The sequence below is a fragment of the Nocardia sp. NPDC052566 genome, assembly GCF_044547285.1.
In the GTDB taxonomy this organism is placed as follows: domain Bacteria; phylum Actinomycetota; class Actinomycetes; order Mycobacteriales; family Mycobacteriaceae; genus Nocardia.
The window spans coordinates 1,028,262-1,042,228 of sequence record NZ_JBIUAF010000001.1 but is presented as its reverse complement, the minus strand read 5'-3'; the positions used below and the strand labels follow the sequence as shown (position 1 = coordinate 1,042,228).

General features: G+C 70.7%; 5 protein-coding genes. 3 read left to right on the top strand and 2 right to left on the bottom strand.

The annotated features are described in order from the left end of the window. Window positions 1-6 precede the first annotated feature (6 nt). Entirely contained in the window at window positions 7-8,523 is an 8,517-nt protein-coding gene (locus ACIG5A_RS04395) for a type I polyketide synthase (protein WP_397237597.1), read from the bottom strand. Between the two features lie 236 nt (window positions 8,524-8,759). Here ACIG5A_RS04395 and ACIG5A_RS04390 point away from each other — a divergent pair, with 236 nt between their 5' ends. Beyond that, window positions 8,760-9,722, top strand: a complete 963-nt coding sequence (locus tag ACIG5A_RS04390) for a hypothetical protein (protein ID WP_397237595.1) — start codon at window positions 8,760-8,762, stop codon at window positions 9,720-9,722. Next, complete coding sequence (locus ACIG5A_RS04385) at window positions 9,719-10,798, top strand: hypothetical protein (protein WP_397237593.1); 1,080 nt, start codon at window positions 9,719-9,721, stop codon at window positions 10,796-10,798. The genes ACIG5A_RS04390 and ACIG5A_RS04385 overlap by 4 nt, the downstream gene beginning before the upstream one ends. Window positions 10,799-10,866: 68 nt before the next feature. Here ACIG5A_RS04385 and hemA read toward each other — a convergent pair whose 3' ends face one another. After that, window positions 10,867-12,105 (bottom strand): 5-aminolevulinate synthase, encoded by a 1,239-nt coding sequence (gene hemA / locus ACIG5A_RS04380; RefSeq protein ID WP_397237591.1) that lies wholly within the window; start codon window positions 12,103-12,105, stop codon window positions 10,867-10,869. Window positions 12,106-12,416: 311 nt separating this feature from the next. Here hemA and ACIG5A_RS04375 point away from each other — a divergent pair, with 311 nt between their 5' ends. Continuing rightward, on the top strand, window positions 12,417-13,961 hold the full coding sequence (locus ACIG5A_RS04375) for an AMP-binding protein (protein WP_397237589.1): 1,545 nt from the start codon (window positions 12,417-12,419) through the stop codon (window positions 13,959-13,961). Window positions 13,962-13,967 lie beyond the last annotated feature (6 nt).

Genomic DNA, 13,967 nt, shown 5'->3' with positions numbered 1-13,967 from the left:
AACCCATCACTCGACCCCCTCACGTACCAGCGAAATCAATTCCGCGATGCCCAACTCGTCCACCCCGTCCTCGTCGACCACAGCAGGGGTCGGACGCCGATCCGCGCGGACTTTCCCGGTGTCGATTCCGGTCCTTTCGGTGGCGCTCACCACGCCGAGCAGATACGCGACGATCGCGTCCGGGCGTGGATGGTCGAAGACGAGCGTCGAAGGCAGCCGCATACCGGTCGCTCGGATGAGACGATTGCGCAAGTCGATCGAGAGCAGCGAGTCGAATCCGAGTTCCTTGAATGCCCGGGGCAATTCGATGGATTCGGGATGCGGGTGCCCGAGCACGGCCGCGACCTCCGCGCGCACGAGATCCGCCACCAGCCGCTCGCGGTCCTCCGCCAGCGGCACGGCGGCCAAGCGCTGCCGCAGGTCGGTCGCCGCCGCCTCGGCCGCGACCGGGCGGGTGGTGTCGACCATGCCACGCCAGATCGGCGGCGGGTCCACCGCGCCGCGGCGCCGGGCTGTCAGGTCGACGCCCATCGGCGCGACGGCGGCACGCCCGCTCACAAGGGCCGTGTCGAACAGCGCGAGCGCCTGATCGTCCGGCATTGCGACGACGCCGCCACGCGCCATCCGCCGCCGGTCCGCCGCCGACAATCCGCCCGTCATACCGCCTTCGGCGGCCCACATACCCCACGCCATCGATACCGCGGGCAGTCCCGCTGCCTGTCGCGCCACCGCCAGGCCGTCCAGAAACGCGTTCGCCGCCGCGTAATTCGCCTGACCCGCGCCGCCGAGCACACCCATCACCGAGGAGAACAGCACGAACGCGGACAGCTCCCGATCGGCCGTCAGCTCGTGTAAATACCACGCCGACAATGCTTTTGCTTCGAAGACCGCGTCCAGATCGGCGGCCGACATTCCGGTGAGGGTGACGTCGCGCAGCACACCGGCCGCGTGCACCACCGCCGACAGCGGCGGCGCGGCATCCACCGCGGCCGCGAGCGCCGCTCGATCCGAGACATCGCAGGCCACCACATCGGCGCGCGCGCCGAGCTCCGCCAACTCCGCCACCAGATCGGCCGCACCGGGTGCCGACGGACCGCGGCGCGACAGCAGCACCACGTGCCGCACACCCCACCGCCGGACCACGTGCCGCGCCAGCAGCGCACCGAGGGCGCCGGTGCCGCCGGTGATGAGCACCGCACCGTCACCGAGCCCGTCTGTTGTCGACTCCGCCACTGCCGCAACAGGACTCAGCCGAGCGGCCGACACCTGACCGGCACGCACCATCAGCTGCTCCTCGCCATCGGGCAGCCGCAACACCCCACGCTCGTCCGGCAGCCCCGCAGCCCCACGCTCGTCCGGCAGCCCCGCAGCCTCACGCGCATCCAGCAGCCCGAGCGGCCCCGAGGTGTCGTCCACATCGATGAGCACGAACCGCCCGGGAAACTCCGACTGGGCCGAACGCACCAAGCCCCACACCGCGGACCCGGCGATATCCGACACGACCGGCCCCACCGCACCGGCGGTCACCACCACCAGCCGGGATCCGTCGAATCGCGCGGCACTTACCCACTGCTGCACCACATCCAGCACCCGGCGGACCGTCGCCGCGGCGGCCTCGGCCGACCCGGGGCCACGGCCGCTCGTCCGGGTGTCGAGCAGCACCGCGCCGTCGGTCACCGCCGGGGTGGCCGCACCGGCCCACTCCGTCACGGACGTATGGGAGCCCGGTTCCGTTGGGACCCATTGCACTTCGTACAGACCGTGGTCGCCCGCAGCAGCGGACAGCTGCCCGGCGGCAAACGGACGCAACGTCAGGCCGTCGATCGTCAGCACGGGTTCTCCTCGCGGATCGGTGACGGTCACCGCCACGGTGTCGTCGCCCACGCGCGCGACCCGGACGCGCAGCGCGGACCCGCCCCGCGCCCACCGCCGAATCCCGGTCCAGGCGAAGGGCACCGCGAGGCCATCGTCGAAACCGCCCGGCAGCAAGGTGGTTTGGACGGCGGCGTCGAGAACTGCCGGATGCACCCCGCAGTAGCCGTCGGCCGCCGACGCCGCGGCGGGCAGCTCCACGTCGGCGAACAGCTCCGCGCCCCGCCGCCACGCGGCGCGCAACCCCTGGAACGCGGGCCCGTAGTCGTATCCGCGATCGAAAAGTCCCGCGTAACACTCGTCCAGGGGGATCTCCTCGGCGTCGGCCGGTGGCCAGGCCATCGGCGCGAAATCCGGGCGATCACGATCCGCGGCGGCCAGCGTCGCCTCCGCGTGCCGCGTCCACTCGCCCGCCGGCCGGTCGTCGGCCCGGGAGAAGATGCCGATCCGCCGCCGCCCGCCGCCGCTGGCGTCGATCACCACCTGCACCGAAATCGCTTCCGTAACAGGCAGTATCAGCGGTGCGTGCGACACCAGCTCCTCGACCAGCGCGCAGCCGATCTCCTGGCCCGCACGCAGAGCGAGTTCGACCAGCGCCGTACCGGGGAGCAGCACCGCGCCATCGATCGCGTGATCGACAAGCCACGGGTGCGTCGTCCGGGACAGGCGGCCGGTCAGTACGACCGTGCCGTCCGCAGCGACGTCGACCGCGGCGGCAAGCAGCGGATGTCCCGCTCGGCGCTGCCCGGCCGCCAGCGGATCGGTCGCGGCCGCCGTGCCGGAATCGAGCCAATACCGCTGCCGCTGAAACGGATACGTCGGCAGGTCGACGACGCGCGCGCCCGCCCCGGCGAAGACACCGGTCCAATCGACCGGGGCGCCGTGTACGTACGCGGTGGCGAGGCTGGTGAGCAGGCGGGCGCGATCGCCCGCGTCGCGGGTCAGCGTGGCGACGGTCGCGATCGGCGTGCGGAGTTCCTCCGCGGTTTCCTCGATGGCGGTGATCAGCACCGGATGCGGGCTCACCTCGACGAACAACTGGTGTCCGCCCGCGAGCAGCGCACGGACGGCGGCGTCGAACCGCACCGTGTCGCGCAGATTTCGGCGCCAGTGCTCCGCATCGACGGCGTCGGCGTCGAGCGGGCCGCCGGTGACGCTGGAGAAGAAGGGGATCTGCGCCGCGGTCGGCGCGATGGGCGCGACCGCGGCGGCGAGGTCGTCGGCGACGGTCTTCATCTGCGCCGAATGGAAGGCGAAGTCCGAGACGCTCTTTCGGGTGCGGATGCCGTCGGCGGCGCATGCCTCGGTGAACGCGGCCAGTTCGGCGGGGTCACCGGCGACGAGCAGGGAGGCGGGCGCGTTCACCGCGGCGATGTCGAGCCCGTCGGTGAGCCGGTCGCTCGCCCGCTCGGGAGTCATTGCCGCCCACACCATCGCGCCATGTCCGGCCAGCCCGGAGTCGGCGAGCAGCCGTCCCCGTGTCGCGATCAGCTTTGCCGCCTCGCTCAGCGTGAGCATGCCCGCGACGCAGGCCGCGGCGATCTCGCCGCGGGAGTGCCCGAGCACCGCGGCGGGCCGGACACCGTACGACTCCCACAGCGCGGCAAGCGAAACGCTCACCGCGAAGAGCACCGGCTGCCCGACGTCGACACGGTCCGGCGACGGTGCACCGTCCGCGCCGCGGAGCACCGCGAGCAACGACCAGTCCGTGTACGGCGCGAGCGCCGCCTCGCACTGTGCCATCCGTGCCGCGAAAGCGGGCGAGGTCTCCAGCAGTTCCCTGGCCATGCCGGTCCACTGCGAGCCCTCGCCGGAGAAGACGAAGACCGGGTTCGCCGATATCGGCCGCCCGTGCACGACCCCGGCCGTCGACCGCCGCTCGGCGACGGCCCGCAGTCCCGCGCGAAGTTCGTCCCGACCGTGGCCCAGAATCACACTGCGGCACCCGAGATCGGCCCGGGTGCGCACCAACGACCAGCCGATATCGACCGGCTCCCGGTCGGCGGCGGTGTCGGCCAGCCGCCCGGCCAGCGCGGCCAGCGCCGGCTCGTTCCCGGCCGACAGCACCCACGGCATCGGCTCGCCGACCGGCCTTGGCGCCGATTCGGTGGCCACGTCATGACTTTCGGGGTGCTCGAGGATGACGTGCGCATTGGTTCCGCTGATACCGAAGGACGACACCGCCGCCCGGCGCGGCCGCTCGCGTCGCGGCCACCCGCGCGGCTCCGACAGCAACCGGATCGAGCCCGAGGCCCAATCCACCTGACTGGACGGCACCTCCGCGTGCAGCGTGCGCGGCAGCACACCGTGGCGCATGGCCTGCACCATCTTGATCACGCCCGCCACACCGGCGGCCGCTTGGGTGTGCCCGATGTTCGACTTCAGCGACCCCAGCCACAGTGGCCGCCCGGCCGATCGCGCCTGCCCGTACGTCGCCAGCAATGCCTGGGCCTCGATCGGATCGCCGAGCCTGGTACCGGTCCCGTGCGCCTCGACCACATCCACATCCGCCGCCGACAACCCCGCATCGGCCAGCGCCGCACGAATAACCCGCTGCTGCGCAGGACCATTCGGCGCGGTCAAACCATTCGACGCACCATCCTGATTCACCGCCGAACCACGCACCACCGCCAGCACCCGGCGACCGTCCGCCACCGCATCCGACAAGCGCTGCAGCACAAGCATTCCCACTCCCTCCGACCAGCCCGTCCCGTCGGCGGCGTCGGCGAAGGATTTGCACCGCCCGTCGGGCGCCAGGCCGCGCTGGCGCCCGAACTCGACGAACATGCCCGGCGTCGACATCACCGTGACGCCGCCTGCCAGCGCGAGCGAGCACTCGCCACCGCGCAGCGCGCGCACCGCCAGATGCAGCGCCACCAGCGACGACGAGCACGCGGTGTCCACGGTCACGGCGGGGCCCGCCAGCCCGAGCGCGTACGCGATGCGCCCAGACATCACGCTCGCGGCCGTTCCGGTCAGCCGCAGACCGTCGGTGCCATCGACCGGCTCGTGCAACCGGGGGCCGTATTCCATCGCGGTACCGCCGACGTACACCCCCGCCGGGGCAGCCCGCAGGCCGTCGGGCCGAATTCCGGCGTACTCCAGTGCCTCCCATACCGTTTCGAGCAGTAGCCGCTGCTGGGGATCCATCGCGGTGGCCTCGCGCGGGCTGATGCCGAAGAACTCGGCGTCGAAATCCGCCGCCCCGTCCAGAAATCCGCCGCGCGGCACGCCGCCGTCCATATCCCAGCCGCGGTCGGCGGGCGCGTCGGCGATGGCGTCCACGCCGTCGGCCACCGCCTGCCACAGCTGCTCCGGTGAGCCGATGCCCGCGGGTAACCGGCAGGCCATGCCGACGATGACGACCGGATCGTCGGCGTCGGCCACCGCAGGCACCGGACGGCTCGGTTCCGGCACCGCCTGCGGCTCGACGGCGGGCGGCGCCGTCGCCGCGCGCTTCAGCGCGCGGCGCAGATAGCTGATCAGGCCGTCGGGCGTCGGATGGTCGAAAATCAGTGTGCCGGACAGGCGTACGCCCGTCCGGCGGAACAGGACGTCGCTCAGTTCCGCACCCATCCGGGAGTCGAGACCGAGCTCCTTGAAGGTGCGCGCGGCCGGTACCGCGGCCGCGTCGTCATGGCCGAGCACCCGTGCCACTTCCGATCGGACCAGCGCCGCGACATCCGCACCCGGTCCGAGCACGACGGCTTCCCCGCCACTCGAAGCCACTTCGCCGGGCACCACAAGATCCACACCGACCGGATGCGCTCCGCCGGGCACGACGGCAGGCTCCCCATCAACCAGGCGCGCTTCGCCCGGCACGGCGGACACCTCGCCAGCCAGCGAAGCTGCACCCGGCGCGACCGGCGCCTCGCCGGTCGAAGACACCTCGCCGGGCACGGCAGGCTCCTCGTCAACCAGGGAAACCGCACCCCGCGCGGCAGGCACCTCGCCGACTGCGGACCCTTCGCCGGGCATTGCGAATGCCTCGGCAACCGGCGACGCGGCAACAGGCGCGGCGGGTGCCTCGGCCAGCCAGTGGCGCCGCCGTTGAAAGGCATACGTCGGCAGGTCGATTCGGCGCGCGCCGGAGCCCGCGAACACCGCATCGGCATCGATCGAAATGCCGTGAGCCTGCACGGTCGCGAGCGCCGTGACGAACCCATCGAGCCCACTGTTCGCCGAATCGAGAGTGCCCGTGACACAACCCGGCACACCGGCCCGCCGCACCGCTTCCCGCAGCGGGTCGGTCAGTGCCGCGTCCGGACCGATCTCGAGGAAGTTGGTGTGGCCGTTGTGCAGCGCGGTCGACACGGCGGCCGCGAATTCCACCGGCTCACACAGATTTCGGAACCAATACCCGCCGTCCAGCGCGACCGGATCCACCAGGCCGCCGGTGACCGTCGAATACAGCGGTACCTCGCACGGCAACGGTGTCACCGCGGCGAAGGCGTCCAGCAACTCGGCGCGCACCGGTTCGAGATCGGCCGGATGACCGGCGAACGCCACACCGGGCACGCGCCACGACACGATCCCGTCGTCCGACAACTTGGCGCCGAACCGATCCAGTGCCGCCGAATCACCCGAGACGACAATCGATCCCGGCGCGTTGATTTCGGCGACCGTGATCCCGTCCCATGTGCTCCCGTCCCACGTGGTCAGGCGACGCGACAGCTCGCCGAGCGGTGTGGCGACGGCCAGCAGACCGCCGATTCCGACCAGTCCCCCGAGCGCCCGGCTGCCGGACGCGACCAGCCGCGCGCCGTCCTCCAGCGACAGCGCGCCCGCCACGCAGGCCGCGGCGATCTCCCCCTGACCGTGACCGACCACCGCCGCGGGCACCACACCGTACGAACGCCACAGCGCGGCAAGGGATACCGCGACGGCGAACGACACCGGCTGTGCCACATCGATCCGGTCCATACCGGGCGCATCGGGGTCACCACGGAGCACCCCGTCCAGCGACCAATCCACATACGCCCGAAACGCGCGCTCGCACTCCGCCATTCGCGCCGCGAAGGCAGGCGCCTCGTCGAGCAACCCGGCTACCGTCGAGCACTGCGACATCCGGCCGGGAAAGGCGAAGACCACCCCGCTCGACGTACCCGCGGTGCCCGCGACGAGGGCGGCGTCGGTATCCCCGTGTGCCAGCGCGGCAAGCCCGCGCATCAGCGTGTCGCGGTCACGTCCGGCGAGCACCGCGCGGTGGTCGAAGGCGGTGCGACCGGTGAGCAGCGACCAGCCGACATCGGCGGGCGTGTGCCCCGGACGTGCCGTCAGATAGGCGTGCAGCCGGGAAGCCTGGTCCCGCAGCGCTTCCGGGCCGCGTGCGGACAACGGCCACAGCACCGGCGTCGCCGGATCGCCGTGGACAGCCCCGCTCTCGCCGCGCGGCGCCTCCGCCACGATCAGGTGCGCGTTGGTGCCGCCGAGCCCGAACGCGCTCACCCCGGCGATCCGTGGTTCGCCCGTCGCGGGCCACGGCGTCAGTTCCCGCTGGACCCGCAGGTTGAGCCGGTCCAGCGGGATGGCCGGATTCGGTGTCGCGTAGTTGAGGCTGGCGGGCAGCGCCTCGTTCTCCAGCGCGAGAATCACTTTCAGCAGCCCGGCCACACCCGCCGCGCCCTCCAGGTGCCCGATGTTCGTCTTGACCGATCCGACGCGCAGCGGCCGGTCATCCGGCCGGTGGGCGCCGAGCGCCGCACCGAGCGCGGCCGCCTCCACCGGATCGCCGACCGCCGTTCCGGTGCCGTGCAATTCGACATAGTGCACGTCCCGTGCGGCGATGCCGGAGCGCCGGTACGCGAGCTCGATGACCTCGCGCTGGACCTCCGTCTCGGGAACGGTGAGCCCGGCCGCGGCCGCGCCGTTGTTGATCGCGGAGCCACGGATCACGCAGCGCACGCGATCCCCGTCTGCCACAGCCTGATCGAGCGTCTTCAGCAGGACGAGCGCACCGCCCTCGCCACGCACATATCCGTTGGCCCGCGCGTCGAAGGTGTAGCTGCGCCCGTCCGGGGAGAGCGCGCCCGCGGCGGCCAGTGCCAGCGCGGTGTCCGCGGTGAGGTTGAGCGTCACCCCGCCCGCCAGCGCCGCGGTGCATTCGCCCGCGCGCAGGCTCTCGCACGCCTGGTGCACCGCGACGAGCGCCGAGGACTGCCCGGTGTCGACGATCTGGCTCGGCCCGCGCGCACCGAGCAGGTAGGACAGCCGATTCGCGATCATGCTGCGCAGGGTGCCGGTGGTGGTGTGGGCGGTGATGCCCGCCGGACCGAGCCTGCCGCGGAGCACGGCGTAGTCGTCGAGCGCGGCACCGATGAACACGCCGGTCCGGGTGCCGGACAGGCCGGCGGGCACGACACCGGCGTGTTCCACTGCCTCCCAGCCCAATTCGAGCGCGAGCCGCTGCTGCGGGTCCATGGCCGCGGCCTCGCGCGGTGAGATTCCGAAGAAGTCGGCATCGAACAGGCTCGGATCGCCGAGGAATCCGCCGCGGGCCGCACCGGCCGCACCGCGCTCCCAGCGCTGCGCGGGCACCTCGGTGATCGCGTCCTGGCCCGCGACGAGCAGCCGCCAGAACCGCGCGGGATCATCGGCTCCTGGGAGCCGGCACGAATATCCGACAACAGCGATGGGAACGATGGAATTCATGAAACTCGATTCCTCGAATTTCTCGGCTGTGCCGAGATCGACTTCCGTTGATTGATTTCGATCATTCCGCACCCCGATATCGTCCCGATAGCGTCCGTGGAGACACCGTGTCGCGGCCTTGTCAGTCAATAAGCCGATGAGTAGCGTTGGCGTGGAGCGAAAGTCCGCCGGCCGATCACCGACGACCATTGCCGGCCGATGAATTCGAAGCACAAATAAGCAGCGGGAGAAATACGATGGCCCTGGGTTATCTATTCGGTGGCGGAGTCGGCAGCGAGCCGCGCGGCGTCGAAATGCACCGCGCCTATACCGGCGTACAGAATCTGTACCGGCAGGTCGCCGAGTGGACCGGCCTGACGGTCGGGCAGATCCTGGAGGACGACCTGCCCGAGGCGCCGGAGGTGCGCCAGAGCGTCGGCACCATCCGGGAGTCGGTGCACGCCATCGCGGTACACGACGTCCTGGCCGAGCAGGGGTTGCGGCCGAGCGTGCTCGGCGGCCTGAGCCTCGGCGGCATGTCGGCCGCCTGCCTGGCCGGTGCGGTCGGCCGCCGCGCGCTGTTCGAGATGCTCGCCCACGCCCGCGATACCCCCGACCAGCCCGCGGGCACCCCCGAACAGGGCATCGCCCTGGCATTCGAGCCGATCGGCGACGACACCGGCCGCTACCGCGGTGTTGATATGCCCGGCGTCTACACGGCCGGGCAGTTCGGCCCGACCGCCGACGGCGAGACCCGCATCCTCATGCTGTCCGGCGAGCGCGCGGCACTCGACGAACTGGGCGAACGGCTCCCGGAGGGCACCGTGGTTCAGCTGCCGGGTCGCTCGATGGCCATCCACTCGCCGCTGCGCGGTCACTTCCGCACCTTCATGGCCCCCTACATCGACGCCATGCCGTTCGCCGATCCCGTGGCGACGCTCATCTCGTGCCTGGATCGCAAGATACTGATGACCGCGGCCGACGTCCGAGATTCGTTCCAGCGCAACCCCACCGACCCGATCAACCTGGTCTACATCTACGAGGCCATGAAGGACGAGGGCGTGCGCCTCGGCCTGATCATGGGCGGTTCCATCCCCGACGGCGTGCTCCGGTTCCCGTTCCCGGTGGTGCACGTCGACCGCCCCGAACATATCGGGCAGGCGCTGACCACGGTCTTCGAGCTCGGCATCGATGTATCCGCTCCTCGGGTGGCGCGATGACCACGCGCACCGGCGACTGCGACGCCCTGATCGCGGGCTGGCTCGACACCGATCTCGACGAGTGGACCCGGCGCGTGGTGCGGCGGACCTTCGATCCGGCCACCGGCGCGCCCTACTGGTTGCGCCGTGCCGGCGAGCTGGATTTCGATCCGCGCGATATCACCCGCTACGACGAGCTCACCCGTTTCGGGCCGTTCCCGCTCGACACCCTGCGCGAGCGGGACCCCGCCGATTTCGTCCCGCTGGCCGTGCCACGTCCGCTCACCGGCCGGGTGTGGGATACCGGCGGCACAACGGGCACACCGTGCCGCGTCTACTACACCCCGGACATGCTGCTGCATCGCGGCGCCTGGCGCCGGTGGTCGTTCGTCGCGGAAGGCTTTCGGCCGCAACGCACTTGGCTGCAGGCCACCCCGACCGGCCCGCATCTGATCGGGAACGGCACCTGGGAGGCGGGCGAGCTGTACGCGGGCCTGGTCTACGCGATCGATATGGATCCGCGGTGGGTGAAGCGGCTCATCCGCGAGGGTCGCCTTGCCGAGGCCAACGAGTACGGCATCCATCTGGTCGAGCAGATCGCGGATGTGTTGCGGCACGGCCGAATCGACTACATCAACACCACACCCGCCCTGCTGCAGGTGCTCGCGCGCCGCCATCCCGACCTGGTGGCGGGCCTCAACGGCGCCAGGTTGAGCGGTACCCAGGTCAGCCCGGACATGCACCGCGATCTGGTCGCGGCGCTGAACGGCGGCATCTGCGGGCGCAGCTACGGCAACACCTTCGGCAACGGCGTCGGCCTGCCCGTCGAGCGCGACGGCAAACTCCTGCCGTACGCCCCCAACTATCCGCAGGTCACCATGGCGGTCGTCGACCGTGACGATTGGTCGGTGACGGTCCCTTACGGTGCGACCGGTCAGGTCAGACTGACCGTCCTGCACGAAGATCTGTTCCTGCCCAACGTGTTGGAGCGCGACCAGGCCGAGCGCTACGACACCGGATCCGGGTGGCCGAGCGACGGCGTCGCCAACGTCCGCCCGCTGCAGATCACCAGCACCGCGCCGGAGGGCCTGTACTGAAAGCCGGATCGGCCGTGGCCTTGTCACCGGGGCCACGGCCGATCCGCTTCGGTCAGAACAACTCTCGATCAGATCGATACGGCGGCGGTGTCCCGGTGCGCACCGACGCGCGCCTGCTCGAGATCACCCCAGATCCGATCGAGCACCTCGACGAAATGCCGCACCTCGGCGGCGGTGTGCACCGCACCGGGGGCCACCCGCAGGATCTCGCTGCCCGCCCGGACGCTCGGTGCGTTGATCGCCTGGACGTAGATGCCGTGACCACTCAGCAGCCGGTGGGAGATCTCCCTGCTCATCGCGTCGTCGCCGACGAGCACCGAGACGATGTGCGATTCGTCGGACAGGAAGGGAATGCCGTGCGCCCGGAGCAGACCGTGCATCAGATGCGCGTTGGCGCGCAACCGATCCCGTTCGATATCGGAGGCCCGCAGATGGCGGACCGCGGCGAGCGCACCGGCGACGAGCGCGGGGGGCAGTGCCGTGGTGAAGATGAACGAGCGCGACAGCCCGCGCACCACATCGATGAGCGGGGCGGGTCCGGCGATATATCCGCCGGTGGTGCCGAATCCCTTGGCCAGCGTGCCCATGATGACGGTGAACTCCGCCGAAAGCCCGAGCCGCGCCGCGATGCCCGCACCCTGCGGCCCGTACATGCCGACCGCGTGCACCTCGTCGAGGAAGGTCATCGCGCGGTGGCGGCGCGCGATCTCGGCGATCTCGGCGAGCGGCGCGACATCGCCGTCCATCGAGTAGATGGATTCGGTGACGATCATCTTCGGGCGGTCGGGGTCGGCGGCGGCGAGTTCGGCGAGGTGGGCGGCGTCGTTGTGCCGGAAGATGCGCTTCTCCGCGCCGCTGTGCCGCAGGCCATCGATGATGGACGCGTGGTTCTTCTCGTCGGAGAAGACCAGGCAGTCGTCCAAACCGGCCAGCACGGACAGCGATCCGTCGTTGGCCGTGTAGCCGGAGGTGAACAGCAGGGCGTCTTCCTTGCCGTGCAGGTCGGCCAGCTCGCGCTCGAGTTCCGCGTGGTAGGTGTTCGTGCCGCCGATATTGCGCGAGCCGCCCGCGCCCGCGCCGAATTCGCCGAGCGTGTCCCGCATCGCGGCGAGCACGCTCGGGTGCTGCCCCATGCCGAGGTAGTCGTTGCTGCACCACACATTGATCTCGACGGGCCCGCCGTCGTGCCTGCGCCGCGCCGCAGGGAAGCGCCCGGCGATCCGCTCGATCTCCAGGTACTCGCGCCTGCGGCCGGTGGATTCGAAGCCGGAGTAGAGCGCGCGCAGCGCATCGGAATAAGTGGCCATGAATGGTCAACTCGCTTTCTGTGAGCCGCGCACACGCAGGCGTTCGCCGCTCGGATATTTCGTGCGGAATTCTCGGACAGAATGTCGCCCGCGCGCGCGTGCTATCGCTTTCCGGCGGGCCGAGGATTGTTGCCGAGCTCAGGGAGCCAAGATATGGACGAGCGTCAGCATGGCAGGCGGAAATATCGTTCCGATAGCGCGGCGATGGCGTCCGGCGACCGATCGACGGCCTGCCGATATGGGGGGTTTACGAATTTTTTCGCGCTATGTACGCTCGTCGGGATTCCGCCTATCGAACCGGAGTTTCTTGCATGTCTGCGAACGACACTTATGTCCACCAGATCCTCGAGGTGCTGTCCCGTGAACCGGGCAAAGTCGTCCTCACCGGCGGCGGCATCGCCATGACGGCGGCCGAGTTCGACGGGCTCGTCCGGTCCGCCGCACAGCTGCTGCACCGGCACATCGCGGCCGAGCCCGCGGCCAGCGCGCCCGTTGTCGGCATACTCACCGCCACCAATACCCCGGCGACGCTCATCCTGCGCTACGCGGCGAATCTGGTGGGCGCCACCGTGGTTCACCTGCACACCACCAACGCGGTGGACCCGAACGATCCGCTGCCCACCCACGCGGCGCACCGCGCCGTCGCCGAGACGAAGGTGACCGTGCTCGCGGTCGACGCGGGCAATCTCGACCGCGCGCGCGTCCTCGGTGCGGGCGCGGCGGCGCCGATTCGCCTGGCCGCGCTCGGCGACCTCGGCCCCGACGTCCTCGACCTCACCGGCGGCGACCCGACCTTCGACGCGGCCGATATCGCGATCGCCCCGGACCGCATCGCCGTGGTGACCTACACCAGCGGGACGACGGGCAAGCCCAAGGGCATCGCCGTCGATTTCCGCGCCCGCCGTGGTTTCATCACCGCCGGACTGCAAATGGCTTGGCGTGCAACATATCTGGCGACCCTGCCGATGAGCCACTCGAGCGGCCAGGCGGCCGACGACTCGCTCGCCTCGGGCGGCGCGGTGATCATGCACGACGGTTTCGCCCCCGGCGCGGTGCTGCGCGCGATCGAGGAGCACCGGATCACCCGGATGCTCATCTCACCGCCGCAGCTCTACCTGCTCATGGATCACCCCGACGTGACCACCACCGATCTGTCGAGCCTGGCGATGCTCTGCTACACCGGCGCCCCGTCCTCGCGGAAGCGGCTGGCGGACGCGGTGCGGATATTCGGTCAGGTGCTGATCCAGATCTACGGCACCACCGAGGCCGCCGCCATCACCATGCTCGGCCCGGCCGAGCATCTGGACCCCGGCCTGCTCGGCACCACGGGTCGCCCGCTGTTCGCGCAGGTCCGCATCCGGGACCAGGAGGACGGGCGGGATCTGCCGACCGGCGAGATCGGCGAGATCTGCGTGCGCTCACCGTTCCGGATGGCCGAGTACGTCGGCGATCCGGAGCTGACCGCCCGCACCGTGCGCGACGGCTGGTTGCACACCGGCGATCTCGGATTCGTCGACGAGCGTGGCTATCTCACGATCCGCGGCCGGATGTCGGAGGTGGTCAAGACCAACGGCATCAAGATCTATCCGGCGGCGGTCGAGGACGCCTTCCTCGCGCATCCGGAGGTGGCGCAGGCGGCGGTCTTTCCCGTCGTCGACCAGGATCGGATCGAGTATCTGCACGCCGCGGTGGTGCTGCGCGATCCGGGCGCCGCCACCGAGGACGAGCTGCGCACCCATATCGCCGCCGAGATCTCCCCCAAACATGTCCCGGCCAGGATCCACCTGCGCGACGCGCTACCGCTGACCGGTGTCGGCAAACCGGACAAGGCGCTGCTGGCGAAGACGGCGGGCTGATCGGCC